At 73.6% G+C, this 22,261-nt stretch carries 26 protein-coding genes and 1 pseudogene; 16 read left to right on the top strand and 11 right to left on the bottom strand.

Translation table 11 applies throughout. The annotated features are described in order from the left end of the window. The first annotated feature begins 77 nt into the window (after nt 1-77). The 10 genes from ACSU6L_RS06660 (at nt 78) to ACSU6L_RS06615 (ending at nt 5,071) form a co-directional block, all read left to right on the top strand. On the top strand, nt 78-428 hold the full coding sequence (locus tag ACSU6L_RS06660; RefSeq protein WP_437054488.1) for a gas vesicle protein: 351 nt from the start codon (nt 78-80) through the stop codon (nt 426-428). 51 nt (nt 429-479) lie between these two features. Next, entirely contained in the window at nt 480-911 is a 432-nt protein-coding gene (locus ACSU6L_RS06655; RefSeq protein WP_437054486.1) for a gas vesicle structural protein GvpA, read from the top strand. Beyond that, the gene (locus ACSU6L_RS06650; RefSeq protein ID WP_437054484.1) at nt 908-1,678 is read left to right on the top strand and encodes a GvpL/GvpF family gas vesicle protein; all 771 of its coding nucleotides are present in this window, start codon (nt 908-910) and stop codon (nt 1,676-1,678) included. Before ACSU6L_RS06655 ends, ACSU6L_RS06650 begins: the two co-directional genes overlap by 4 nt. A 4-nt stretch (nt 1,679-1,682) precedes the next feature. Continuing rightward, complete coding sequence (locus ACSU6L_RS06645) at nt 1,683-1,910, top strand: gas vesicle protein GvpG (protein ID WP_073942587.1); 228 nt, start codon at nt 1,683-1,685, stop codon at nt 1,908-1,910. Further along, complete coding sequence (locus ACSU6L_RS06640; RefSeq protein WP_437054482.1) at nt 1,907-2,695, top strand: hypothetical protein; 789 nt, start codon at nt 1,907-1,909, stop codon at nt 2,693-2,695. Before ACSU6L_RS06645 ends, ACSU6L_RS06640 begins: the two co-directional genes overlap by 4 nt. Further along, nucleotides 2,692-3,393, top strand: coding sequence for a hypothetical protein (locus tag ACSU6L_RS06635; RefSeq protein WP_437054480.1), 702 nt, complete (start codon nt 2,692-2,694; stop codon nt 3,391-3,393). Before ACSU6L_RS06640 ends, ACSU6L_RS06635 begins: the two co-directional genes overlap by 4 nt. Further along, nucleotides 3,390-3,722: a gas vesicle protein gene (locus ACSU6L_RS06630; protein WP_437054478.1), complete on the top strand. Its 333-nt coding sequence runs from the start codon at nt 3,390-3,392 to the stop codon at nt 3,720-3,722. The genes ACSU6L_RS06635 and ACSU6L_RS06630 overlap by 4 nt, the downstream gene beginning before the upstream one ends. Then, on the top strand, nt 3,719-4,531 hold the full coding sequence (locus tag ACSU6L_RS06625) for a GvpL/GvpF family gas vesicle protein (RefSeq protein WP_437054476.1): 813 nt from the start codon (nt 3,719-3,721) through the stop codon (nt 4,529-4,531). The genes ACSU6L_RS06630 and ACSU6L_RS06625 overlap by 4 nt, the downstream gene beginning before the upstream one ends. After that, the gene (locus ACSU6L_RS06620) at nt 4,528-4,710 is read left to right on the top strand and encodes a gas vesicle protein (protein ID WP_073942592.1); all 183 of its coding nucleotides are present in this window, start codon (nt 4,528-4,530) and stop codon (nt 4,708-4,710) included. The genes ACSU6L_RS06625 and ACSU6L_RS06620 overlap by 4 nt, the downstream gene beginning before the upstream one ends. Before the next feature lie 70 nt (nt 4,711-4,780). Next, the gene (locus ACSU6L_RS06615; RefSeq protein WP_437064794.1) at nt 4,781-5,071 is read left to right on the top strand and encodes a gas vesicle protein K; all 291 of its coding nucleotides are present in this window, start codon (nt 4,781-4,783) and stop codon (nt 5,069-5,071) included. A 14-nt stretch (nt 5,072-5,085) separates the two neighbouring features. On the opposite strand, the gene ACSU6L_RS06610 is transcribed toward ACSU6L_RS06615, so the two are convergent. The 3 genes from ACSU6L_RS06610 to ACSU6L_RS06600 all read right to left on the bottom strand — a co-directional run bounded on the left by ACSU6L_RS06610 (nt 5,086) and on the right by ACSU6L_RS06600 (nt 7,737). Next, the gene (locus ACSU6L_RS06610; RefSeq protein WP_437054474.1) at nt 5,086-5,256 is read right to left on the bottom strand and encodes a hydrophobic protein; all 171 of its coding nucleotides are present in this window, start codon (nt 5,254-5,256) and stop codon (nt 5,086-5,088) included. A 41-nt stretch (nt 5,257-5,297) separates the two neighbouring features. Then, nucleotides 5,298-6,119 (bottom strand): class I SAM-dependent methyltransferase, encoded by an 822-nt coding sequence (locus ACSU6L_RS06605; protein WP_437054472.1) that lies wholly within the window; start codon nt 6,117-6,119, stop codon nt 5,298-5,300. A 130-nt stretch (nt 6,120-6,249) separates the two neighbouring features. Beyond that, nucleotides 6,250-7,737: a bifunctional phosphatase PAP2/diacylglycerol kinase family protein gene (locus tag ACSU6L_RS06600; RefSeq protein ID WP_437054470.1), complete on the bottom strand. Its 1,488-nt coding sequence runs from the start codon at nt 7,735-7,737 to the stop codon at nt 6,250-6,252. Between the two features lie 58 nt (nt 7,738-7,795). On the opposite strand from ACSU6L_RS06600, the gene ACSU6L_RS06595 reads away from it, so the two are divergent. Then, nucleotides 7,796-8,491 (top strand): histidine phosphatase family protein, encoded by a 696-nt coding sequence (locus ACSU6L_RS06595; RefSeq protein ID WP_437054468.1) that lies wholly within the window; start codon nt 7,796-7,798, stop codon nt 8,489-8,491. A 42-nt stretch (nt 8,492-8,533) separates the two neighbouring features. After that, complete coding sequence (locus tag ACSU6L_RS06590; protein ID WP_437054466.1) at nt 8,534-10,153, top strand: ABC-F family ATP-binding cassette domain-containing protein; 1,620 nt, start codon at nt 8,534-8,536, stop codon at nt 10,151-10,153. A gap of 61 nt (nt 10,154-10,214) precedes the next feature. Here the strand turns inward: ACSU6L_RS06590 and ACSU6L_RS06585 are convergent, their stop codons facing one another. After that, a complete protein-coding gene (locus tag ACSU6L_RS06585; protein WP_437054464.1) occupies nt 10,215-11,333 on the bottom strand; it encodes a Vms1/Ankzf1 family peptidyl-tRNA hydrolase in 1,119 nt (372 codons plus the stop codon). 86 nt (nt 11,334-11,419) lie between these two features. On the opposite strand from ACSU6L_RS06585, the pseudogene ACSU6L_RS06580 reads away from it, so the two are divergent. Continuing rightward, a pseudogene (locus ACSU6L_RS06580) lies at nt 11,420-11,638 on the top strand (DUF6158 family protein); the annotation flags it as partial. A gap of 234 nt (nt 11,639-11,872) precedes the next feature. Here ACSU6L_RS06580 and ACSU6L_RS06575 read toward each other — a convergent pair. The 4 genes from ACSU6L_RS06575 to ACSU6L_RS06560 are packed head-to-tail and all read right to left on the bottom strand — an operon-like array spanning nt 11,873 to nt 13,923. Then, nucleotides 11,873-12,415: a type 1 glutamine amidotransferase domain-containing protein gene (locus ACSU6L_RS06575; protein ID WP_437054462.1), complete on the bottom strand. Its 543-nt coding sequence runs from the start codon at nt 12,413-12,415 to the stop codon at nt 11,873-11,875. A 22-nt stretch (nt 12,416-12,437) separates the two neighbouring features. Beyond that, nucleotides 12,438-13,097, bottom strand: coding sequence for a diguanylate cyclase (locus ACSU6L_RS06570; RefSeq protein ID WP_437054460.1), 660 nt, complete (start codon nt 13,095-13,097; stop codon nt 12,438-12,440). Next, a complete protein-coding gene (locus tag ACSU6L_RS06565) occupies nt 13,094-13,552 on the bottom strand; it encodes a CBS domain-containing protein (protein WP_437054458.1) in 459 nt (152 codons plus the stop codon). Before ACSU6L_RS06565 ends, ACSU6L_RS06570 begins: the two co-directional genes overlap by 4 nt. Further along, nucleotides 13,552-13,923, bottom strand: coding sequence for a DUF2795 domain-containing protein (locus tag ACSU6L_RS06560; protein ID WP_437054456.1), 372 nt, complete (start codon nt 13,921-13,923; stop codon nt 13,552-13,554). The genes ACSU6L_RS06565 and ACSU6L_RS06560 overlap by 1 nt, the downstream gene beginning before the upstream one ends. A gap of 129 nt (nt 13,924-14,052) precedes the next feature. Here ACSU6L_RS06560 and ACSU6L_RS06555 point away from each other — a divergent pair, with 129 nt between their 5' ends. Beyond that, nucleotides 14,053-14,181, top strand: a complete 129-nt coding sequence (locus ACSU6L_RS06555) for a hypothetical protein (RefSeq protein WP_437054454.1) — start codon at nt 14,053-14,055, stop codon at nt 14,179-14,181. 34 nt (nt 14,182-14,215) lie between these two features. Here ACSU6L_RS06555 and ACSU6L_RS06550 read toward each other — a convergent pair whose 3' ends face one another. Further along, nucleotides 14,216-15,676 (bottom strand): aldehyde dehydrogenase family protein, encoded by a 1,461-nt coding sequence (locus tag ACSU6L_RS06550; RefSeq protein WP_437054452.1) that lies wholly within the window; start codon nt 15,674-15,676, stop codon nt 14,216-14,218. 243 nt (nt 15,677-15,919) lie between these two features. Here ACSU6L_RS06550 and ACSU6L_RS06545 point away from each other — a divergent pair, with 243 nt between their 5' ends. Next, nucleotides 15,920-17,230 carry an MFS transporter gene (locus tag ACSU6L_RS06545; protein ID WP_437054450.1) on the top strand — a complete coding sequence of 437 codons (1,311 nt, stop codon included), beginning with the start codon at nt 15,920-15,922 and terminating at the stop codon, nt 17,228-17,230. Between the two features lie 9 nt (nt 17,231-17,239). On the opposite strand, the gene ACSU6L_RS06540 is transcribed toward ACSU6L_RS06545, so the two are convergent. Next, nucleotides 17,240-18,922: an IclR family transcriptional regulator domain-containing protein gene (locus tag ACSU6L_RS06540; protein WP_437054448.1), complete on the bottom strand. Its 1,683-nt coding sequence runs from the start codon at nt 18,920-18,922 to the stop codon at nt 17,240-17,242. Between the two features lie 250 nt (nt 18,923-19,172). On the opposite strand from ACSU6L_RS06540, the gene ACSU6L_RS06535 reads away from it, so the two are divergent. After that, a complete protein-coding gene (locus tag ACSU6L_RS06535; protein WP_437054446.1) occupies nt 19,173-20,360 on the top strand; it encodes a 4-hydroxybenzoate 3-monooxygenase in 1,188 nt (395 codons plus the stop codon). A 49-nt stretch (nt 20,361-20,409) separates the two neighbouring features. Here ACSU6L_RS06535 and ACSU6L_RS06530 read toward each other — a convergent pair whose 3' ends face one another. Beyond that, complete coding sequence (locus ACSU6L_RS06530) at nt 20,410-22,200, bottom strand: thiamine pyrophosphate-requiring protein (RefSeq protein ID WP_437054444.1); 1,791 nt, start codon at nt 22,198-22,200, stop codon at nt 20,410-20,412. Nucleotides 22,201-22,261: the final 61 nt, after the last annotated feature.

The raw sequence follows: 22,261 nt of genomic DNA, 5'->3' as shown, positions 1-22,261 counted from the left end.
GTCCCGGCGCGCCCCACCGCCGTGCATTCCACAGGTTTGGCCGAAGAACGAGCGGCCACCCGAACACGGAGGTGGCCATGTCGAACACGAACAGCACATCAAAGTCACAGAGTTCACAGGAAAACCAGACGCGGAACACGTCCACGGCGGACGACCGGCCGAGCCCGATGGAGGTGCTGCGCGAGGCGCGCACCCAGCTCGCGGAGCTCACCGGCATGACCGCCGAGACCGTGTCGTCCTTCGAACAGACGGAGGACGGCTGGTCCCTGGAGATCGAGGTCCTCGAACTCACCCGGGTTCCCGACACGATGAGCCTGATGGCGAGCTACCAGGTGGAACTCGACGACCGGGGCCTGCTCACCGGCTACCGGCGCGTGCGCCGCTACGAACGCGGGCGGGCCGACGCACAACGGCCCGGCGGCCGCTAGGCCGCCCTCGACGCCCGCCACCACACCAGCAGAGAAGGAGGACAGGTCGACATGACCGTTGTCCCGGCACAGCAGACCGGCTCGGGAGGTGGCTCCAGCGGCCTCTACGACGTCCTGGAGCTCGTGCTCGACCGAGGGCTCGTCATCGACGCCTTCGTGCGGGTCTCCCTGGTCGGTATCGAGATTCTGAAGATCGACGTACGGGTCGTCGTCGCCAGCGTCGACACCTATCTGCGCTTCGCCGAGGCGTGCAACCGCCTCGACCTGGAGTCCGGGCCGCGCAAGAGCCCCGGCCTGCCGGACGTCGTCGGGCAGATCACCGAGTCCGGAGCGCGCGGCAAGTCCAAGGGCGCCCTGTCCGGCGCCGCGCAGACCATCTCCGACGCGTTCAAGCAGGCCCGTGACGAGGGCTCGGAAGAGAACGAGCCCAAGTCCCGCAGCCGCCGCACCACCACCGCCCGCCGGAAGGAGGAACAGGAGTGAGCACCTACGTCTACGGCATCGCCGCACGCTCCCACCCCGCGCTCCCCGACGGCATGCAGGGCGTCGGCGATCCCGCCCGCCCGGTGCGGGTCCTGAAGGAAGGTGAGCTGGCGGCCCTCGTCAGCGACGCACCGGACGGACTGCGGCCCAAGCGCCGCGACCTGATCGCCCATCAGAACGTGCTCGCCGAGGCGGGCGCCGCGGGCCCCGTGCTGCCGATGCGGTTCGGCAGCGTCGCCCCCGACGACGAGTCGGTCACCGGCGTCCTCGCCGAACGCGCCGAGCACTACCGGGAACGGCTGCGGACTCTCGACGGCAAGGTCGAGTACAACGTCAAGGCCTCCCACATCGAGGAGGCCGTCCTGCATCACGTGATGGCCGAGAACCAGGAGATCAGGTCCCTCGCCGAGGCCAACCGGAAGGCCGGAGGCGGCAGTTACGAGAGCAAGCTGCGGCTCGGCGAGCTGGTCGCCGCCGCGGTGCGGGCCAAGGAGACGGAGGACGCCGCCGAGGTGCGGCGGGCGCTGGAGGCGGCCGCGGAAGCGGTGAGCGTCGGGCCCGAGTCCTCGGGATGGCTGGTCAACCTCTCCTTCCTGGTCGACCGGAACGCGGCCGAGCCGTTCCTGGCCGCGGTCGAACAGGCCCGCAAGAACCTGCCCCACCTGGAGCTGCGCGCCAACGGGCCGCTGCCGCCGTACAGCTTCGTCGAGCCCGGTCCGGCCCAGACCGCGGGCAGCGCGGCGGGCGCGCAGAGCGCGGAGGGCTGAGCCCGTGGGACTGATCGGCGAAGTGCTGATGCTGCCGTTCGCGCCGGTGCGCGGCAGCGCCTGGGCGGTCAGACAGGTGCTGGCCGAGGCGGAGCGGATCTACTACGACCCCGCCACGGTCCGCGCCGAACTCGCCCGGCTGGAGGAGCAGCTGGACGCCGGGGAGATCACGGAGGAGGAGTTCGACCGCCGCGAGGACGAACTCCTCGACCGGCTGGAGACGTCACGATGATGGGCCGACTGGCGGCCGTCGCCGTGGTCTTCCTGGCCCGCCGGCAGCTGCGGCTGCTGTCCCGGCGGGTCCGGGAGAACCCGCAGGTCCGTGAGATCGAGGAGCAACTCCGCGAGGACCTGCGGGGCGTCCCGGACGCGGCGGCGGACACGCTGACCCGCTGGGCCGGACGCCGCCTCGACGCGCTCGCCGACCGGCTGCACGAACGGACCGCGGAGATCTACGCAGGCCTCGGCGCGGGCGGGCCCGCGGCGGGGGGTGGGGAGATCGAGGAGCCCTTGGACGGTTACGTCGACGACGGCGAGGAGCCGGTGGACGAAACCGAGGAGCCGTTGGACGAGGACGCCGACGAGATCGAGACGCCCTTGGACGAGGACGCCGACGAGATCGAGCATCCGCTGGACGGGGACGCCGACGGCAGCGAGGAGTCGGTCGAGGAGTCCGAGGCGCGGGCGCCGGACCGTCCGGACGCCGCCGCGCAGGACGCCGCGGCGAAGAAGACCGCGGTACGGAAGGCCAAGAAGGCCACCGCGAAGAAGGCCACGGCCGCGCGGTCCCGCGCCGGGCGGTCCGGCGGCGGGCGGTCCGGCGACGAGCAGTCCGCCGACAAGCCCGCTGCCCCGAAGCCCACGGCCAAGAAGGCCCCCGCCAAGAAGGCCGGTGCCAAGAAGCCCCCCGCGAAGAAGCCGCCGGCCAAGAGGACCGCGGCCGCGCGGAGTGCCGCGCGGAGGTCGGCTTCAGCGAAGGCGGGGGCCCGTACGACGAAGGGAGGCGGTGACCGATGACCGGCGCTCTCGTGCCGTCGGCGTCCGGCCGCCCCGGCCTGCTCGCCGAGGTGGCCCGCAGTGAGGCCGCCGACCGGCTCCGCGCGGAGGCGCGGGAGTATCTGGCCGCCCAGGCGCAGCGGCTGCTGGCCGGGGTCGGCCGGGGGCTCGGCGAGGCCACCGTCCGGCTCACCGACATCGCCGAGGGCCGCGACCCCGGCTTCGCCCGGCTCGCCCTCGCCGTCGGCCGCAAGCTCGCCGAAGGCAAGGGCCCTGCGCGCGCCGCGCTGGAGCTCGCCGTCGACCGGCTGACGGTCCGGCGCGGCGGTACGGCGGCCCGCCCGTACGTCGTCGTCGAGCGGATCGACGTCGGCGTACCGTCGCGCACGGCGTACGACGTGTGGGCGCGCCATCCGCGGGCCCACCCGGCGCCCGGCGACCGGATCGTGTGGACCGCGCACGGCCTGCGGGGCGTCGTCTCCTTCCACCCGCTCGCCGACGGCCTCACCCGGGTGCTGCTGATCGCCGAGTACCGGCCCGGCGGCCCGGCAGAGCGGGCCGCCGCACTGGTGCGGGTGCCCGCTCGCCGTACCCGCCGGGCCCTGGCCGACTTCGCGCGGCACGTCACGCTGAACGCGCCGGACGGGGTACCCGTGGGAGACAGCCCACCGTCCACACCCCTGAGCGACCGGCCGACCGCCGAACGGAGCCGCCGATGACAACCCCCAGCCGGCTACCCGAGCCGTACGGCCGCGACGGCGGCGCCAACCTCGCGGACATCCTCGAACGGGTCCTCGACAAGGGCGTCGTCATAGCGGGCGACATCAGGATCAACCTGCTGGACATAGAACTGCTCACCATCAAGCTGCGCCTCATCGTCGCCTCCGTCGACAAGGCGAAGGAGATGGGCATCGACTGGTGGGAGAGCGATCCGGCCCTGTCCTCGCGCGCCCGCCGCGACGAACTCGCCCGCAAGGACGAACTGGCCCGGGAGAACGCCGAGTTGCGGGATCGGCTGGCGGCTCTGGAGGGAGAGCGATCACGATGACCACCGGACTGCGCTACGTGTACGCCGTCTGCCGCCCGTTCGGCGCCCCCCTCCAGTCGCAGCTGTCGGGTGTGGCGGGCGTGCCGCCCCGGCTGCTGCACCACCACGGCTTCGTCGCCGTCGTCAGCACGGTCCCCGAGCGGCACTTCGCCGAGGAGCCGCTGCGCGCCCACCTGGAGGACCTGGACTGGCTCACCGACACGGCGCGCGCCCACCAGCAGGTGATCGACGCGCTGACCACGGTCACCACCCCGTTGCCGCTGCGGCTGGCCACCGTCTTCCGGGACGACAGCGCCGTGCGGGTGATGATCGAGAGCCGTGAGGACTTCTTCCGGAGCACCCTGGAGCGGCTGGACGGGCGGGTGGAATGGGGCGTGAAGGTCTTCACCGAGCCCGAACCGGGCCAGGAGTCGGAGGAGAGCGAGCGGCCGCGTGAGAAGGCCGCCTCCGGCCGTGACTACCTCCGGCAGCGCCGCTCGCAGGTCCGCGCCCGCGAGGACCTCTGGCAAAAGGCCGAGGATTTCGCCACGCGGCTGCACGAATCGCTTTCCGGGTACGCCGAGGATTCCCGGCTGCATCCGCCGCAGAACCCGGCGCTTTCCGGCGCCGCCGGACGGAATGTGCTCAATGCCGCCTATCTGGTGCCGCGCGACCATTCCGAGGAATTCGTGGAACTCGTGGACCGTACGAAGGACGACTCCGACTCCTCGGGAATGCGGGTCGAACTCACCGGGCCCTGGGCCGCCTACTCCTTCGTGGGAGACATCGCGGGCGGCGAGGAGGAGAACGAGGAGGGCGAACTGTCGTGACCGTGGTGGAACGCCGGGAGGTCGCCCTGGTGGACCTGCTGGACCGGCTGCTGGCCGGCGGCGTCGTCATCACCGGCGACATCACGCTGCGCATCGCGGACGTCGACCTCGTCCGCATCGACCTGAACGCCCTGATCAGCTCGGTGAACGCGCAGGTGCCGTCGCCGTGGGAAGAGTGAACGTGAAAGGAGTGACCCGGTGACGACGAGTGACCCGGCGACGACGAGCGACCCCGTGACGGACCGCCTCGTGGCGAACCCGGACCGCCGCAGGCGGCTCGACCTGGAACCCGACACCGTCGAACGCGACCTCGTCAAGCTCGTCCTCACCGTCGTCGAGCTGCTGCGCCAGCTCATGGAGCGGCAGGCGGTGCGCCGCTTCGACACCGGGGACCTGACCGAGGAGCAGGAGGAGCGGATCGGGCTCACCCTGATGCTGCTCGACGACCGGATGACCGAACTGCGTGAGCGCTACGGACTGCGGCCCGAGGACCTGAATCTGGACCTCGGGCCGCTTGGACCGTTGCTTCCCCGGGACTGAGATCCCGGGGTTCCTCACCACCTGTACCAGCGGCCCCTGGAGCCGGCTGCCGTCGTGCCACGCAGCAGGAAACCGAGCAGCCAGAGGACCAGCACGGCCAGCGCGATCCACCACAGAATTTTTATGGCGAATCCGGCGCCGAAGAGAATCAGGACCAGCAGCAATACGAGCAGGATGGGAACCATCTCAGAACCTCCTGCCGTACGAGTTTCCCGAATTACGCCGTTCAGACTTCCTTGCGGCAGAGAATTTCCCCGTGCAGAACGGCGAACCAGGCGTCCTCCTGCCGTCCCCACTCCCGCCAGGCCTCCGACACCGCGCGCAGCCCCTCCTCGGTGGTGTGCCCGCCGCCGACGGCGACCCGCGCGTACGTGGACGCCAGGGTGCGGTCCGCCCACAGGCCGCTCCACCAGGCCCGCTCCTCGGGCGTGGCGAACGTCCAGGTGGCGGAGGTGGCGGTGATGTCGGTCAGGCCGGCTGCCAGCGCCCAGGACCGCAGCCGGCGCCCGGCGTCCGGCTCGCCGCCGTTGGCCCGGGCGACCCGCTGGTAGAGGGCGGCCCACTCGTCCATGCCGGGGGAGGCGGGGTACCAGGTCATGCCCGCGTAGTCGGAGTCGCGTACCGCGATGTAGCCGCCCGGCTTGGTGACCCGCTTCATCTCGCGCAGCGCCCGCACCGGGTCGCCGACGTGCTGGAGCACCTGGTGGGCGTGGACCACGCAGAACGTGTCGTCCGGGTAGTCCAGGGCGTGCACGTCGGCGACCGCGAAGTCGACGTTGGCCAGGCCGCGCCCGGCGGCGGTGGCCCGGGCCTGGTCGAGCACACCGGGGGCGGTGTCGACGCCGGTGACATGGCCGTCGGGGACCAGTTCGGCGAGGTCGGCGGTGATGGTGCCGGGGCCGCAGCCGATGTCCAGGACGCGCATGTGGGGCTTCAGGGAGCCGAGCAGATAGGCGGCGGAGTTGGCGGCGGTCCGCCAGGTGTGCGAGCGCAGCACCGACTCGTGGTGTCCGTGCGTGTAGACGGCGGTCTCCCGCGCTTCCGGCATGGCTGTGCCCCCTTCTCGACGGTGAGGCTCCCGCGGCGCCGAAGCCCCGCGGGAGACGTCGTCACCGTACTCCGCATGCCGAATGATGAGACAGTATGTTTCAGGATGCGGACAGCGAGGGGGTCGGGTGTCAGGTCGCCGGGCGGTACACGGCCAGCGCCTCCGGCTCCTTCTCCAGCGTCACCTCGCCCTCCACCTCGGTGACTTCACCGTCGTAGGCGAGCAGCGTGCCCGGCGCCACCCCGGCCAGCCGCAGCCTGGGCACCGCCACGGCGGCGTGCACGGGGGAGCGCGTCAGCGGCCCGGCGAAGGCGGCCGAGATCAGGCGCAGCGCGGGACGGCGGCCGCCGTGCACCACCCGCACGTCGAGCAGCCCGTCGGCGAGGTCCCGGCGGCGGCCCGGGGCGAGACCCATCCGGTGGTAGGTGCCGTTCCCGGCGAACAGCAGCCACAGCGGGCGCGGCCGGCCGCCCACCTCCGCCTCCAGCGGGTGCCGGTCGGCGCGCAGCACCCGCAGCGCCGCGAGCACCCCCGCCGGCCAGCCGCCGATCCGGTGCGACCAGCGGTCCCGCTCGCGCACCAGCTCCGGGTACACGCCCAGGCTGCAGGTGTTCAGGAAGATGCCGCGCCGCGCCCCGCAGGAGAACCGGCCGACGTCCACCCGCGCCCCCTCGCCCTCGCGGACCGCCCGGCTGAAGGACCGTACGTCCTCCACGCCCAGGTCGAGGGCGAAGTGGTTGAGCGTGCCGCCGGGCAGCACCGCGAGCGGCAGCCCGTGGCGCAGGGCGGTCTCGGCGGCGGCGTTCACCGTGCCGTCGCCGCCGCACACCCCCAGCACCCGGGCCCGCGCGGCCGCCTTGCACAGCTGCGCGGGCACGTCCTCCGGCGCGCACTCCACGACCTCCGCCTGCGGCAGCGCCTCCCGCAGCCCGCGCACCCGGTCGGCGGTGGCCGCCGCGGTGTTGGCGACGACGACCAGTCCCTCGCCGTCGGGCAGCGCCGGCAGCTCGGCGCGCGGCCGGGCGGGCGGCGCGTGCTGGTCGCGGGTCGGCACCAGACCCCGTACGGCGAACGCGGCGCCCACCCCGAGGGTGGCGCCGGCGACGACGTCGCTCGGGAAGTGGACGCCGGTGTAGACGCGGGACATGGCCACCGAGAACGCCACCGGCGCCACCGCCGCGCCCCACACGGGCGACTCCATCGCCACCCCGGCCGCGAACGCGGCCGCCGACGCGGAGTGCCCGGACGGGAACGAGGTGGTGATCGGCTGCCGCTTCAGCTGCCGCACCAGCGGCACCGGGTCGAGCACCGGCCGGGCGCGGCGCACCGAACGCTTGCCGAGGGTGTTGATGGTGGCCGAGGCCAGGGTCAGGGAGGCCAGACCGCGCGCGGCGGCCCGGCGGCCCCGCGGTGTGCGGCTCGCCGCCATCAGCGCGGCCGTCGCGAACCACAGCACGCCGTGGTTGGCGCTGCGGCTCAGCCTGGGCAGCACCGGTTCGGCGGCCGGCCAGTTGCGCGCCGCGGCGAACTCGAACAGCCGGGAGTCCAGGGAGAGCAGGTGGTCCCGCAGGCCGGGCCGGCCGGGGTGCGGGGCGGTCAGATCGACGTCAGGGCTCATACCGGGGCGGGTACCCTGAAGAGCCCGGTTCCTGACCGGCCGGCCGCCGGGAGGCCCCATGCGTCTGCTGCTCGTCCGCCACGGCCAGACCCCCTCCAACCTGGAGTTCCTGCTGGACACCACCGTGCCGGGGCCGGGGCTGACCGAACTGGGGGAGCGGCAGGTCGCCGCCCTGCCGGACGCGCTCGCCGACGAGGACATCGAGGCCGTCTACGCCTCCACCATGCTCCGCACCCAGCTCACCGCCGCGCCCCTGGCCGCCGCCCGCGGCCTCGACGTGCTCGTCCGCGACGGCATCCGGGAGGTGTCGGCGGGCGACCTGGAGATGCTGCCCGGCGACTCCGAGCGGGGCCTTCGGTACATGCGGACCGTGTTCGCCTGGGCCGACGGGGACACGGAGCTGCGGATGCCGGGCGGTGAGAGCGGCACCGAGGCACTCGCCCGGTACGACGCCGTGGTCGAGGAGGCCGCCCGCGGCGGCGCCGCGACCGCCGCCCTGTTCAGCCACGGCGCGGCGATCCGCATGTGGACCGCTGCCCGCGCCCACAACGTCGACGTGCCGTTCGCCGCCGCCCACCTCCTCGACAACACCGGCGTGGTGGTCCTGGAGGGTTCGCCCGCCGACGGCTGGAAGGCGCTGTCCTGGGCGGGCGCGACGGTCGCCGCGGTCCCCGCCGGGGCCGAGGGCGGCCCCACCGGGCGGCCCCTCGACGCGGCCGGCCGGCCCGGCAGGCCCCGGCACCACGGCGAATAAGAGTTTGCCGTCCGCCGGGACGCCCCCGGAGAATGCGGCCCCATGGGACATCTGGAAGCCGCACACCTCGAGTACCACCTCCCTGACGGGAGGACGCTGCTCGGCGATGTCTCCTTCCGGGTGGGCGAAGGCGCCGTCGTCGCCCTCGTCGGACCCAACGGCGCCGGCAAGACCACCCTGCTGCGGCTGATCTCCGGTGAGCTCACCCCGCACGGCGGCACCGTCACCGTCAGCGGCGGCCTCGGCGTGATGCGCCAGTTCGTGGGCTCCGTACGGGACGAGACGACCGTACGCGACCTGCTGGTGTCCGTCGCGCCACCCCGCATCCGCGAGGCCGCGAAGGCCGTCGACAAGGCCGAGCACGCCCTCATGACCGTCGACGACGAGGCCGCCCAGCTCGGCTACGCGCAGGCCCTCGCCGACTGGGCCGAGGCGCGCGGCTACGAGGCGGAGACGCTGTGGGACATGTGCACCACGGCCGCGCTCGGCGTCCCGTACGAGAAGGCGCAGTGGCGCCAGGTGCGCACCCTGTCCGGCGGCGAGCAGAAACGACTCGTGCTGGAGGCGCTGCTGCGCGGCACCGACGAGGTGCTGCTGCTCGACGAGCCGGACAACTACCTCGACGTGCCCGGCAAGCGCTGGCTGGAGGAGCGGCTGAAGGAGACCCGCAAGACGGTCCTGTTCGTCTCCCACGACCGGGAACTCCTCGCCCGCGCCGCCGAGAAGATCGTCTCCGTGGAGCCCGGCCCCGCGGGCGCGGACGCCTGGGTGCACGGCGGCGGCTTCGCCACCTACCACGACGCCCGCCGGGAACGCTTCGCCCGCTTCGAGGAACTGCGCCGCCGCTGGGACGAGAAGCACGCCCAGCTGAAGAAGCTGGTGCTGAACCTGCGGCAGGCCGCCTCCGTGAGCCACGAGATGGCGTCCCGCTACGCCGCCGCCCAGACCCGGCTGCGCAAGTTCGAGGAGGCCGGCCCGCCGCCGGAGCCGCCGCGCGAGCAGGACATCAGGATGCGGCTCAAGGGCGGCCGCACCGGCGTCCGCGCGGTCACCTGCCAGGGCCTGGAGCTGACCGGCCTGATGAAACCGTTCGACCTGGAGGTCTTCTACGGCGAACGGGTCGCCGTGCTCGGCTCCAACGGCTCCGGCAAGTCCCACTTCCTGCGGCTGCTGGCCGGCGAGGACGTGGCCCACACGGGGCAGTGGAAGCTCGGCGCGCGGGTCGTGCCCGGGCACTTCGCGCAGACCCACGCCCACCCGGAGCTGACCGGCCGGACCCTGCTCGACATCCTGTGGCGGGAGCACTCCCAGGACCGGGGCGCTGCCATGTCCCGGCTGCGCCGCTACGAACTCACCGCCCAGGCAGAGCAGAGCTTCGACCGGCTCTCCGGCGGCCAGCAGGCCCGCTTCCAGATCCTCCTGCTGGAACTGGCCGGCGCCACCGCCCTGCTCCTCGACGAGCCCACCGACAACCTCGACCTGGAGTCCGCCGAGGCACTCCAGGAGGGCCTGGAGGCCTACGAGGGCACGGTCCTCGCCGTCACCCACGACCGCTGGTTCGCCCGCTCCTTCGACCGCTTCCTGGTCTTCGGCAGCGACGGCCGCGTCCGCGAGACACCCGAGCCGGTCTGGGACGAACGCCGGGTGGAACGGGCCCGCTGACCGCCCGGAGCAGGGCCGGCGACGGCCGGGACGGCGAGAGCCACCCCGGCCGCGCCCTCGCTCAGCTCCAGCGCAGCAGTGCGCCGAGGCCGCCCACCGGGACGTCCTCGCGGTGGGCGCCGGCCGCCGGGGCGACCGAGATCGCCGGGGCCGCCGTCGTCACCGCCGAGCGGATCAGCGCGTCGTCCGCGCGGGCCGGCCAGGAGTGCTGCTCGCCGAGGATCTTCAGATCCGTGCGGCGCACCGCCAGCTGGTCCGGGTCCTCGCCGATCCACACCTCACGGTGGTTGTCGGGGCCGTCCGGGCGCACCAGCAGCTCGTCGATCCGGTGCTCGCGCGCCGCCTCGACCAGCGCGGGCACACCCTCCGCCGCCACCACACGCCCGTCGGCGTCCGGCGCGCGGCCCGCCAGGAACCGCTCCAGCTCGGCGTCCGCGCGGGCCCGCTCGTGCTCGGCGCGGGCCCGCTCCACATCGGCGTCCAGCAGCCTGCTGCCCGCGCCGTGCGGGGCCTCCACGACCCGGTCGCGCAGCCGCTGCGGCATCCGGTCGCGCACCGCGTGCCGCTCGCGGTCCTCACCGACCAGGATGAGCAGGTCGGCCCGCGTCTCCTCCTGGCAGACGGCGAGCGCGTCGGCGATCTCCGCCGCGTTGTGCTCCCAGGTGTTCTCCACCCGCAGCTGGAAGTGCCGCTCCGACCAGTCGACCGAGCTGGTGCGGTGCACCGGCCACTGGCGCCCGGCGACCGACCCGGCGTCCTCCCGGACGACCGCGCTGCGCAGCTCGAAATCGGCGCCCTTGCGGTCGATGTACGCCACCACGCACAACGTGTCCTCGCCCTCCAGGTCGAGCAGCGGCGCGGTGCGCGGCAGCGGTGCCCACTCGGCCCAGCTGCCGCCCTGCGGGGGCCGGGTCAGCGACGGGTCCAGCACGATGTCACCCGCCCGCGCGAACAGGGCCCGCCCGTGCGGCTCGGAGGAGTGCCGCAGTTCCTCGATCGCGTTCCGCACCGCGTCGCAGGTCGCCTCGTCCGCGCCCTGGCCCGCCAGCTCCCGGGCCATCGCCGCAGCCGTCAGGTGCCGCTGGTGGTGCATGTCCTCCGCGCGCTGTGAGAGGTCCACGTACACGGAGGCCCATGGGCCCGGATGTTCGTAGAGTGGATTCAGGAACGCGAGGTCCATGGCTCCCTCCCGGATGCCGTTGGGGGTATTGCTCCCCGGGCGGGTACCCGTACCGCAGACACGAACACGACGAGCGGGGCACCACGATGACCGGAGTCGACCCTGGACGGCTGGACGACCAGCAGCTGATGAAAGAGCTGGAGACGATCCACCGCACACGCCACGACACGCTGCTCTACGGCTCGAACGACGCGCTGCGCGCGCACAACGAGCGGATGGCCCAGCTCGAGGGCGAGTACCTGCGCCGCAATCCGCGCCGCTTCGTCGCCGCGTCCCGTACCCGGGACGGCGCCCGCGACCGCGCGACGGCCGGTGACGGGCTGACGGGCGACCGCAGGGACGGGCGTACGCCGGTCGGCAAGTGGGGTCCGGGCGACAAGGGAGCGGGCCGGGAGCGGACCCCGTAGGACACACCGGCCCTCGGCAGCCGCCGGCCGGCGGGCACGCCCACCGGCCGGCATACGAACGCCGCCGGGAGACCCGATGGGTTTCCCGGCGGCGTCGAACCCCCTCACACAGGCGCCCTCACACGGGCGGCTTCACCCGGCCTCCTTCGCGAACACCTCCAGGAAGGTCGCGCAGAACGCCTCAAGGTCGTCCGGCTTGCGGCTGGTGACCAGCTTGTTGTCGCCGCGCTCGCAGACGACGACCTGTTCGTCGACCCAGGTGCCGCCCGCGTTGCGGATGTCGGTCCGCAGGCTCGGCCAGGAGGTCAGCTCACGGTCGCGCACGACGTCCGCCTCGACGAGCGTCCACGGCGCGTGGCAGATCGCGGCCACCGGCCGGCCGCCGGTGAAGAAGTCCCGCACGAAGGCCACGGCCTTGTCGTCCATCCGCAGGAAGTCCGGGTTGGCCACCCCACCCGGCAGCACGAGCGCGTCGAAGGAGCCGGCCGCGGTCTCGCCGACGACCTCGTCGACGGGGAACGTGTCCGCCTTGTCGAGGTGGTCGAAGGCCTGGATCTCGCCGGACCTCGTCGACACGAGCACCGGCTGGTGGCCGGCGTTCTCGGCCGCCTTCCAGGGCTCGGTGAGCTCGACCTGCTCGACACCCTCGGGTGCGGTCAGGAATGCGATACGCATGATGGTTCGACGTCCCTTCGGGTCAGCGTTCCGGTGCGGCGCGCCCGTCGGCCCCGCGGCCCGGGCGGCGCCCCTTGCGGCGCCGGACCGCCGCCCGCCCGCAGCGCAGCAGCTCCTCGCCGTACGGCAGGAGCACGCACACGCCGATTGCGGCGGCGATCCCGGCGAGATAGCCGCGCGGCAGCGGCGGCCGGCGCGGCACGAACCGCCAGGCGTCAGGGTCGCCGCGTCCCCCGCGCAGCAACGATCTCACCTGGTCGGGATGGAGACACATCAGCGAGGCGATCGCCCCGAACGGCAGCGACTCCAGAAAGCTGTGGATGTGCTGCTCGACGGGCTTGACCTCGCGGTCGCTGTGATGGGCGGTGCGTACGTCCCACAGCGCGGTCGCCTCGTGCGCCGCGGCCCCGGCGAGCTGCACCGACAGCAGCAGCGGGTTGACGTGGTGGCGCAGGGACAGCGCGATGGGGATGCCGACCTCGGCCATCATCAGCGAGTGGATCAGGGACTCCTTGAGCCCCGTGGTCTCCTCAATGCGGGTGCGCCGGTGCATCACCCAGTCGGCGACGCCGGGCACGAACCAGCTGGGGAGCAGTCCGTACATCACATACCGCGTGGTGGCCTCGCCGACGTCGACGGAGACACCGGTGGCGGCGGTCCGGGCGACGCTCGCCCCGCTCATACGGGTCCTCGGACGCCGGGCCCGGCCCGGTGGCCGGCGTCGTCCGGCGCGGCCCGGCTGATGTCGGCGAGCGCGCTGTCCGGGTCCTGCGCCACCGCGAGGTCCCCGAGACTCACCATCCCGACCGGCAGGCCCCGCTCGACCACCGGCAGCCGGCGCACCGCCTTCTCCCGCATCAGCGCCACCGCGGTCGACACCGGGTCGTCGGGGGCGACCACGGCCGGATGCGGGGTGCAGACCTGCCCGGCGCTCACGGTGAGCGGGTCGACGCCGTCGGCGACCGCCCGCACCGTTATGTCCCGGTCGGTGAGCACGCCCACCACGTCCTGCCCGTCGGCCACCACGACATCTCCGATGTCCTGGCTGCGCATCAGCTGCGCGGCCTCCACGAGCGAGGCGTCGGGGCGGACCGCCACCACGCCCGGCGTCATCACCTCCCTCACGTAGTCGGCCATCACGGCGCTTCCTCCCGGCGGGTGAGCGCCTCGGCCAGTTCCTGCACGTTGCCGTAGCGGGATCCGCGCGGCAGCCGCGTCAGCGGCTCGATCAGCGCGTCGGGCGCGTTGTGCCGGCGCAGCTCGCCGATCAGCTCGCCCGGCCCGGCCGGGAAGGGCCTGCGGCCCAGGACCCGGGCCAGCTCCAGCCGGGTCTCCTCCAGGGAGCCCAGCCCCGGCCCGCCCGCCACGCGCAGGTCGTCCTCGGCCGAGGGCTCCGGATCGTGCCACTCCTCGGTACGGGTGGAGTGCCCCGACCGCAGCATGCCCTGCAGTTGGTGCTTCATCTCGTCGTCCCGGTGGACGCTCAGCCGGTCACTGCCTCGCTGCATGTCTCCCTCCAGACTGCTGGGGTGGACACCGCGTACCCGACGAGCGGAGGGCGACACGGGGTTTGCGGACCGGATCGGCGGAGACCCGGCCCTGGCCCCCCACGCCCCTCACTCGCGGAAGGACAGGCCATGGCGGTATTCGCTGTGCTGCTCCCGTTCCTGCTGCTCGGCGTGGTGCTGGCCCTGGGCCGCTACGAAGAGCTGCTGCTGCCGGCGGATCCGGAACCGGACGCCGCCGAGCCGGCGGTACCGCACTGACGGCCGCGCCCGGCGCGTCCGTCACCCGGCGTGCCTAGAACGGGTAGTGGGCGTGCCGGGTGGCGAGGGTGACCCAGCGGGTGTTGGAGAACGCCTCGACGCCCCACCGGCCGCCGAACCGCCCGTAGCCCGACGCCTTGGCGCCGCCGAACGGCGCCTGCGGCTCGTCGCCGACGGACTGGTCGTTGACGTGCACGATGCCGGTGTGCACCCGGCGGGCGACGCGCAGCCCGTGGGTGCCGTTCTCGGTGATGATGCCGCAGGTCAGACCGTTCTCGGTGTCGTTGGCCAGGGCGACGGCCTGATCGTCGTCGGCGAACGTGGCCAGGGTGCACACCGGCCCGAACGCCTCCGCGCGGTACACGTCCATCTCCTCGGTGACCCCGGTGAGCACCGTCGCCGGGTACACCGCGCCCTGGGGTTCCCCGCCGCCGGTCAGCACTGTGGCGCCCTTGCCCACCGCGTCCGCGACCAGCGCGGCGACCCGGCGGGCCGCGACCTCGGTGACCAGCGGGCCGATGACCGTGCGAGGGTCGGCGGGGTCGCCGGACGGCAGGGCCGCCACCTTCGCGGTGAACCTGCGGGTGAACTCGTCGGCCAGGCTCTCGTGGACCAGGACCCGGTCGGCGGACATGCAGATCTGCCCGGCGTTCATGAAGACGCCGAAGGCGGCGGCGTCGACGGCGTGGCCGAGGTCGGCGTCGTCCAGGACGATGACGGAGTTCTTGCCGCCCAGCTCCAGCACGGCCGGCTTGAGGTGGGTGGCGGCGTGGGCGCCGATGACCCGGCCGACCCGGGTGGAGCCGGTGAAGTTGACCGCCCGCACCCGCGGGTCGGCGATCAGCGCCTCGGCGACGGCGGCGGCGTCCTCGCGCGCGTTGGTGACCACGTTCAGCACCCCGTCGGGCAGCCCGGCCTCGCGCAGCACGTCGGCGACGAGCAGCCCGCAGGCGATCGGCGCGTCCTCGCTGGGCTTGAGCACGACGGTGTTCCCGGCGGCGAGCGGCGCGGCCACCGCGCGGACACCGAGGATGACGGGCGCGTTCCAGGGGGCGAACGCGGCGACCACGCCGAGGGGTTCGCGGACGGCGAGGCCGAGCGTGCCCTCCTCCTGGGCGGTGAGCACCTCCCCGCGCGGCGCGGTGACGGCGGCGGCCGCCTCGCGCAGTATCTGCGCGGCGAGCATGACGTTGAAGCGGGCCCAGGGCCGGGTCGCGCCCACCTCCCGCGCCATCAGCCCGGCGACGTCCTCGGCACGGCCGTCGAGCAGGTCGGCCGCCTTCAGGAAGACCGCGCGGCGGGCGAACGGGCTCAGCGCGGCCCACGACTCGAAGGCGGCGTCCGCGGCGGCCACGGCCCGCTCGACGTCCTCCGGCCCGGCGGCGGCCACGGTCGCGTACACGGCGCCGGTGAAGGGGCTGATGTCCGCGGTGGTCCGGCCGGAGGCTGCGGGGGTCTCCTTGCCGCCGATCAGGAGGTCACGGGTGACGGTCATGCGGGGCGGCCCTCCGGAGTCGTGCGCAGTACGTTCTGTTCGCCTAGTGAACCAGAGTTCACCAGAATGCTCCGGGTGAGTCTGCAAGCGCGGACAACGCCTGTCAATGGCGTGCGCAAGGCATTGACGTGCGGCGCGTGGCCGGTGAAACTCACCCAGCCCGGAAAGTGAAGCAACTTTCACCAGGCGAACTTTCATCAGGCGAACAGACTCTCCCGTTCCCCGCACCTCCCAGGGACCGCCATGACCTCATTCCGCTCCGTCTTCCCAGTCCTGGCCCTGTGCTGGCTGGCCGTCTTCTTCGACGGCATGGACGTCAACATCTACGGCGCGGTGATGCCGTACATGCTCGACGACCCCGGCCTCGGCCTGACCGCCGCCGACGCGGGCACGATCGGCAGCTGGACCACGTTCGGCATGCTGATCGGCGCGCTGCTGGCCGGCAACGTCACCGACTGGCTGGGCCGCCGGCCGCTGCTCGTCTCCAGCGTCACCCTGTTCTCCCTGGGCTCCGCCCTGTGCGCCCTCGCGGGCAGCGCCGGCCTGTTCGGCGCCGGGCGGTTCGTCGCGGGGCTCGGCCTCGGCGGGCTGATGCCGCTGTGCCTGGCGATGGTGCTGGAGTTCGCGCCGCCCCGCCGGGCCGCGCTCGCCACCGGCCTGCTGATGACCTCGTACCACGCGGGCGGCATGGCCGCGACCGGCCTCGGCATGACCCTGGCGCCCGCCGCCGGATGGCGCTGGGTGTTCTGGGCGGGTGTGCTGCCGGCCGTCGTCGCCGTCCCGCTGCTGCTGCGGCTGCTGCCCGAGTCGCCGGGCGTGCTGCTGGCCCGCGGCCGCCGCGACGAGGCGTACGCCGTCGCCGACCGCTACGGCGTGCCCCGGCCCGCCCCCGTCGAGGCACCTGGCGCCGGCGCGAAGGGACGGCTCTCCGCGATCCGGGAGCTGTTCCGGCCCGAGGCGCGCTTCGCGACCCCGCTGCTCTGGGTGGCGTCCTTCTGCGGCCTGCTGCTGGTGTACGGCGTCTCCACCTGGCTGCCCCAGATGATGCGGTCCTCCGGCTACGGCCTGGACTCCTCGGTCAGCTTCCTGCTGGTGATCAACGCGGGCGGCATCGTGGGCATGCTGATCGCCGGCCGCACCGCCGACCGGTTCGGCGCCGTCCGGGTCTCCGCGATCTGGTTCGTGCTCACCGCCGCGGGCGCCCTGCTGCTCAAGGCTCATCTCCCGCTCGGCGTCACCTACGTGGTGGTGGCCGTCACCGGTGTCTGGCTGTTCAGCGCGCAGGTCATGGTCTACGCCGCCACCGGCACCGTCTACCGCGACAAGGAGCGGGCCGCCGGGCTCGGCTGGGTGACCGGCGTCGGCCGCACCGGCGCCATCGTCGGCCCCTGGCTGATCGGCGTGCTCGCCCAGAACGGCAACGAGAGCTGGGGCTTCACCGCGTTCGCCCTGACCGGCGCGGTCGGCGCCTGCGCCATCGCCCTGGTGCCGCTCGCCCGGCGGCTCGGCGGCGCCCGCCCGCAGGCCCCCGCGGCCGCCCCGGCGGAGGCCTGAGGCGCCGCCTCAGACCGCCGGCACGTCGGTGAACCGCCCCGCGAGGTGCAGATCGGCCTCGATGCGGGCGGCCTCGGCCCGCAGCTCGGGCAGCACCTCGGCGACGCACTCCCGAGGGGTGCGGTGGCTGGCGTGCATGGCCACGTTGACCGCCGCCACGACCGTCCCCGCGCGGTCGTGGACCGGCACCGCGATCGACCGCAGCCCCACCTCCAGCTCCTCGTCGACCAGCGCGTAGCCGTCCTGCCGCACCCGGTGCAGCAGGACGGCGAGCTCGCCCGGGTCGGTGACGGTGTGCGGGGTGAGCGGGGCGAGGCCGGTGCGGGCGAGGCGGGCCGCGCGCTCGGCGGGCGGCAGCCCGGCCAGCAGCACCCGCCCCATGGACGTGGCGTAGGCCGGGAAGCGGGTGCCGACGGTGATGTCGGCGGTCATGATCCGCCGGGCCGCCGCGCGGGCCGTGTACCGCACGTCGTCGCCGTCGAGGACCGCCAGCGACGACGAGTCGTGCAGCCGCTCGGTGAGGGCGGCCAGGTGGGGGGCGGCGATCCTCGACAGCGTCGTCCGGGACAGCGGCGGGAAGCCCAGCGCCAGCACGCGCGGGGTGAGCCGGAAGACGCGCCCGTCCTGGACGACGTAGCCGAGGTGCTCGAAGGTGATCAGGGCCCGCCGGGCGGTGGCCCGGGCCAGCCCGGTCGCCTCGGCGACGGCGGTCAGGGTGAGCGCCCCGCGGCCCTCGCCGAACGCGGTGAGCACGGTCAGCCCGCGCGCCAGCGACTCGTTGAAGGTCCGGCCCAGCTCCTGCTTGGAGGCGCCGGTCCAGGCGGCCAGCCCCGACGGGCCGGGCGCCTGCCCGCCGCCCGCGGGCGCCCGGCGCAGTTCGCGCTCCATCGCCTCGACGGTGGCCCGCAGTCGGGGCAGCAGGCGCTCGCGCAGCGACCCCGCGCTGTGCCGGCTGGTGTGGCTCACCACGCTCGCCGCGCAGACCACGCCGCCGTCCGGGCCGTGCACGGGTACCGCCAGCGCGATCAGCCCCGGCTCGATCAGCTGGTCGTCCAACGCCCAGCCCCGCTCGGCGGCCAGCCGCACCGCCGCCGTGAACTCCACGTCCGACGGGCGCTCGGACAGCCGGCGCGGCGGCAGGGCCGGAAAGCCCTCTTCCGCGGGGTCGGCGGCGCGGCGCTCCCGCCAGCGCGCCCACGCCTCCTCGTCCCACCGGGCGGCGAACAGCGCTCCCGGTGCGGTGCGTTCGGCAGGCAGCAGATCACCGATGCGGAAGCTCACCGACATGGTGCGGCGCCGGGTCGTCTGGTGGATGAACCGGATGCCGGCGCCGTCGGGCACCGCGAGGGACACCGACTCGTCCAGCTCGTCGGCGAGCGCGTGCGCCGCCGGGCCCAGCAGCGCGGGCAGCCGCAGCGCGGCGAGATAGGCGTTGCCCAGCTCCGTCAGGCGCGGCGCGAGCAGCACGGTGCGCCCGTCCAGGCGGACGTATCCCATGCGGGCCAGCGTGCCGACGACCCGGTCGAGGGTGGAGCGGGCCAGGCCGGTCGCCCGTTCCAGGTCGGCGAGGCTGAGTGCCCCGTCGGCGTCGGTGAGCCGGCGCAGCACCGTCAGACCGCGCGTCAGCGGCGCGACGGCCTCGGCCGGGGCCGCCTCGGAGGGCTCCGCCGTCGGGGCGTGGGTCGGGGACATGGGCGCTCCGTGCTCGTGTCGGGATCGGGTGAACGCTAACGCGTGGCCGGGCCCGCGCGTGTACGGCAGCAGGGGCGTCGGGGGTGTTGACACCCGGCGCACGGCGGAAGAAACTTCGGCCCGTCGAGAGTGAAGAATACTTCACTGTGCGAACACATGGAACACCGTACACAGGCGTGCACGGAGCACGCACACAGAGCACGCACACAGAGCACGTAAACAGCACGTACACAGTGAAAGGGGCTGCGCCATGGCGTACCCGAGCCGTACCCGTGTGGGCATCGTCGGTGCCGGACCCGCGGGGCTGCTGCTCGCCCGGCAGCTGCACCGGCAGGGCATCGACTGCGTCGTCCTGGAGAGCCGGGACCGCGCCTACGTCGAGCAGCGCCAGCGCGCCGGGATCCTCGAGCAGGGCACCGTCGACGCGCTGCGCGAGGCCGGCGCCGCCGACCGGCTGGAGCGCGAGGGCCTGCCCCACGACGGCATCGAGCTGCGCTTCGCCGGCCGCGCCCACCGCGTCGACTTCCCCTCACTGACCGGCGGCCGCCGGGTGTGGGTCTACGCCCAGACCGAAGTGGTCAAGGACCTCATCGCCCTCCAGCTCAAGGAGGGCCCGCCGCTGCTGTTCGAGGCCCAGGTCCACGCCGTCGAGGGCGCGGACACCGACAGCCCCGTCATCCGCTACACCCACGCCGGCCGCGAGCACACCCTGACCTGCGACTGGGTCGTCGGCTGCGACGGCTACCACGGAGTGACCCGGCGAGCGGCGCCCGAGGGAACCCTCACCACGTACGAACGCACCTATCCGTTCTCCTGGTTCGGCATCCTCGCCGACGCGCCGCCCGCCTACGACGAGCTGATCTACGCCCACTCCGACCGCGGCTTCGCCCTCGCCAGCATGCGCTCCCCGCAGGTCAGCCGGCTCTACCTGCAGGTCCCCAACGGCACCGACCCGGACGACTGGTCCGACGAGCGGATCTGGGACGAGCTGGACTCGCGGCTCGCCGCCCATGGCGCCCGCCCGCTGAACCGCGGGCCCATCACCGCGCGGTCGGTGCTGCCGATGCGCAGCTCGGTCACCGAGCCCATGCGCTACGGGAAGGTCCTGCTGGCCGGGGACGCCGCGCACATCGTGCCGCCCACCGGCGCCAAGGGCCTCAACCTCGCGGCGGCCGACGTGACCGTCCTGGCCCGCGCCTTCGGCCACCTGCGGACGACCGGCTCCACCGCGCTCCTCGACGCCTACTCCGACACCTGCCTGCGCCGTGTCTGGCGGGCGGAGCACTTCTCGTACTTCATGACCACCACCCTGCACACCGACCCGGCGCAGTCCCCCTTCGACACCCGCCTCCAGCTCTCCCAGCTGGACCGGATCACCACGTCCCCGCACGCGGCGGCGGAACTCGCCGCCAACTACGCGGGACTCCCGACGGCCTGAGCCCCCCGGGAAGCGGCGACCGGCCGTCCGAGGCGGCCGGTGATCGCTGTCACTTCCTGCCGCCGGGCAGGAACTCCTGCATCTTCGCCTTGAAGCCCTGCTTGACCACCGACCCGCGGTCCGCGTCGCCCTTCAGGATCGACGCGGCCGTGGCCTCCATCTGCTCCCAGGTGGCGTGCGGCGGGATCGGCGGGACGGCGGGGTCGGTCAGGAACTCCACCACCGCGGGCCCGTCCGCCTCCAGCGCGGCCCGCCAGCCGGCCTCCACGTCCTCGGGCTTCTCCACCCGGATCCCGGTCAGCCCGAGCGAGCGGGCGAACGCGGCGTACTGCACGTCCGGCAGCTCCTGCGACGGCAGGAAGGACGGCGCGCCGCCCATCGCCCGCAGCTCCCACGTCACCTGGTTCAGGTCCCGGTTGTTCCATACGCCGATCACCAGGCGCGGATCCTCCCACCGGTGCCGGTACTTCGCCGCCGTGATCAGCTCCGCCATGCCGTTCATCTGCATCGCCCCGTCCCCGACCAGGGCGATCGCGGGCCGGTCCGGGTGCGCGAACTTCGCGCCGATCACATACGGCACCCCGCAGCCCATCGTGGCGAGCGTCCCGGACAGCGAGCCGCGCATCCCCGGCCGCATCGTCAGATGCCGCGCGTACCAGTTCGCCGTGGAGCCCGAGTCGGAGGTGACGATCGCGTCGTCCGGCAGCAACGGGTCCAGGGCCCGCGCCACGTACTCCGGATTGACCGGGTCGGCGCTCAGCCCCGCACGCCGTTCCATCACCTCGTGCCAGTGCCGGACGTTGTCGCACACCGTCTCGTACCACTCACGGCCCCGCCCGCCCTCGATCAGCGGGATCAGCCGCTCCAGCGTCGCCTTCGCGTCACCGACCAGGTTCACCTCGTACGGATAGCGCATCCCGATCATGTGCGGGTCGATGTCGATCTGCACACCCCGCGCCTTGCCGAACTCGGGCAGGAACTGCGAGTACGGGAACGAGGAGCCGATGGTCAGCAGCGTGTCGCAGTCCCGCATCAGCTCGTACGAGGCGCGCGTGCCCAGCAGCCCGATCGAGCCGGTGACGTACGGCAGCTCGTCGCTGAGGACGTCCTTGCCGAGCAGTGCCTTGGCCACGCCCGCGCCGAGCAGCTCGGCGATCGCCTCCACCTCGGCCCGCGCGCCGGCCGCGCCCTGGCCGACCAGGATCGCCACCTTGTCCCCGGCGTTCAGGACCTCCGCCGCCCGCCGCACCGCGTCGTCGGACGGCACCGCCGTCCACGACGTCCGGTCCAGGCTGGAGGGGACCATCTTGAACTCGTGCGTCGGCGGCGAGTAGTCCAGCTCCTGCACGTCGCCGGGGATGATGACGGCCGTGGGGCAGCGGCGCGCGTAGGCGGTGCGGATCGCCCGGTCCAGCACGTTCGGCAGCTGCTCGGGCACCGTCACCGTCTCCACGAACTCCGAGGCGACGTCCTTGAACAGTGTGTGCAGGTCGACCTCCTGCTGGTACGAGCCGCCCATCGCGGTGCGGTGCGTCTGACCGACGATCGCGAGCACCGGGACATGGTCGAGCTTGGCGTCGTACAGCCCGTTGAGCAGATGGATCGCACCGGGCCCCGACGTGGCGGCGCACACCCCGAGACGGCCGCTGAACTTGGCGTAGCCGACGGCCTGGAACGCGGACATCTCCTCGTGCCGGGACTGGATGAACCGCGGCCGGTCCTCCGCCCGCCCCCACGCGGCGAGCAGGCCGTTGATGCCGTCGCCCGGATAGCCGAAGACGTGCTCCACACCCCACTCGCGCAGCCGCTCGAGGACGTGGTCGGCGACCTTGGTGCTCATGGAAGGACCTCCCGGGGGGTGAGGGGCGTGGCCGGCGTGCAGAGTGCCGAGTCACCGCCGC

Origin of the sequence: Streptomyces sp. enrichment culture (assembly GCF_964272855.1) — a bacterium.
Classification (GTDB): Bacteria; Actinomycetota; Actinomycetes; order Streptomycetales; family Streptomycetaceae; genus Streptomyces.
This window is presented reverse-complemented; position numbering and strand designations above follow the sequence as displayed.

Bases quoted from the DNA above. Each gene is read 5' to 3' on its own strand.
- ACSU6L_RS06585 (WP_437054464.1), bottom strand. From the start codon at position 11,333: ATGGACCTCGCGTTCCTGAATCCACTCTACGAACATCCGGGCCCATGG.
- ACSU6L_RS06635 (WP_437054480.1), top strand. From the start codon at position 2,692: ATGACCGGCGCTCTCGTGCCGTCGGCGTCCGGCCGCCCCGGCCTGCTC.
- ACSU6L_RS06660 (WP_437054488.1), top strand. From the start codon at position 78: ATGTCGAACACGAACAGCACATCAAAGTCACAGAGTTCACAGGAAAAC.
- ACSU6L_RS06610 (WP_437054474.1), bottom strand. From the start codon at position 5,256: ATGGTTCCCATCCTGCTCGTATTGCTGCTGGTCCTGATTCTCTTCGGC.
- ACSU6L_RS06630 (WP_437054478.1), top strand. From the start codon at position 3,390: ATGACAACCCCCAGCCGGCTACCCGAGCCGTACGGCCGCGACGGCGGC.
- ACSU6L_RS06550 (WP_437054452.1), bottom strand. From the start codon at position 15,676: ATGACCGTCACCCGTGACCTCCTGATCGGCGGCAAGGAGACCCCCGCA.
- ACSU6L_RS06595 (WP_437054468.1), top strand. From the start codon at position 7,796: ATGCGTCTGCTGCTCGTCCGCCACGGCCAGACCCCCTCCAACCTGGAG.
- ACSU6L_RS06555 (WP_437054454.1), top strand. From the start codon at position 14,053: ATGGCGGTATTCGCTGTGCTGCTCCCGTTCCTGCTGCTCGGCGTGGTG.
- ACSU6L_RS06570 (WP_437054460.1), bottom strand. From the start codon at position 13,097: ATGAGCGGGGCGAGCGTCGCCCGGACCGCCGCCACCGGTGTCTCCGTC.
- ACSU6L_RS06605 (WP_437054472.1), bottom strand. From the start codon at position 6,119: ATGCCGGAAGCGCGGGAGACCGCCGTCTACACGCACGGACACCACGAG.
- ACSU6L_RS06545 (WP_437054450.1), top strand. From the start codon at position 15,920: ATGACCTCATTCCGCTCCGTCTTCCCAGTCCTGGCCCTGTGCTGGCTG.
- ACSU6L_RS06590 (WP_437054466.1), top strand. From the start codon at position 8,534: ATGGGACATCTGGAAGCCGCACACCTCGAGTACCACCTCCCTGACGGG.
- ACSU6L_RS06565 (WP_437054458.1), bottom strand. From the start codon at position 13,552: ATGGCCGACTACGTGAGGGAGGTGATGACGCCGGGCGTGGTGGCGGTC.
- ACSU6L_RS06540 (WP_437054448.1), bottom strand. From the start codon at position 18,922: ATGTCCCCGACCCACGCCCCGACGGCGGAGCCCTCCGAGGCGGCCCCG.
- ACSU6L_RS06640 (WP_437054482.1), top strand. From the start codon at position 1,907: ATGATGGGCCGACTGGCGGCCGTCGCCGTGGTCTTCCTGGCCCGCCGG.
- ACSU6L_RS06600 (WP_437054470.1), bottom strand. From the start codon at position 7,737: ATGAGCCCTGACGTCGATCTGACCGCCCCGCACCCCGGCCGGCCCGGC.
- ACSU6L_RS06575 (WP_437054462.1), bottom strand. From the start codon at position 12,415: ATGCGTATCGCATTCCTGACCGCACCCGAGGGTGTCGAGCAGGTCGAG.
- ACSU6L_RS06530 (WP_437054444.1), bottom strand. From the start codon at position 22,200: ATGAGCACCAAGGTCGCCGACCACGTCCTCGAGCGGCTGCGCGAGTGG.
- ACSU6L_RS06535 (WP_437054446.1), top strand. From the start codon at position 19,173: ATGGCGTACCCGAGCCGTACCCGTGTGGGCATCGTCGGTGCCGGACCC.
- ACSU6L_RS06560 (WP_437054456.1), bottom strand. From the start codon at position 13,923: ATGCAGCGAGGCAGTGACCGGCTGAGCGTCCACCGGGACGACGAGATG.
- ACSU6L_RS06655 (WP_437054486.1), top strand. From the start codon at position 480: ATGACCGTTGTCCCGGCACAGCAGACCGGCTCGGGAGGTGGCTCCAGC.
- ACSU6L_RS06625 (WP_437054476.1), top strand. From the start codon at position 3,719: ATGACCACCGGACTGCGCTACGTGTACGCCGTCTGCCGCCCGTTCGGC.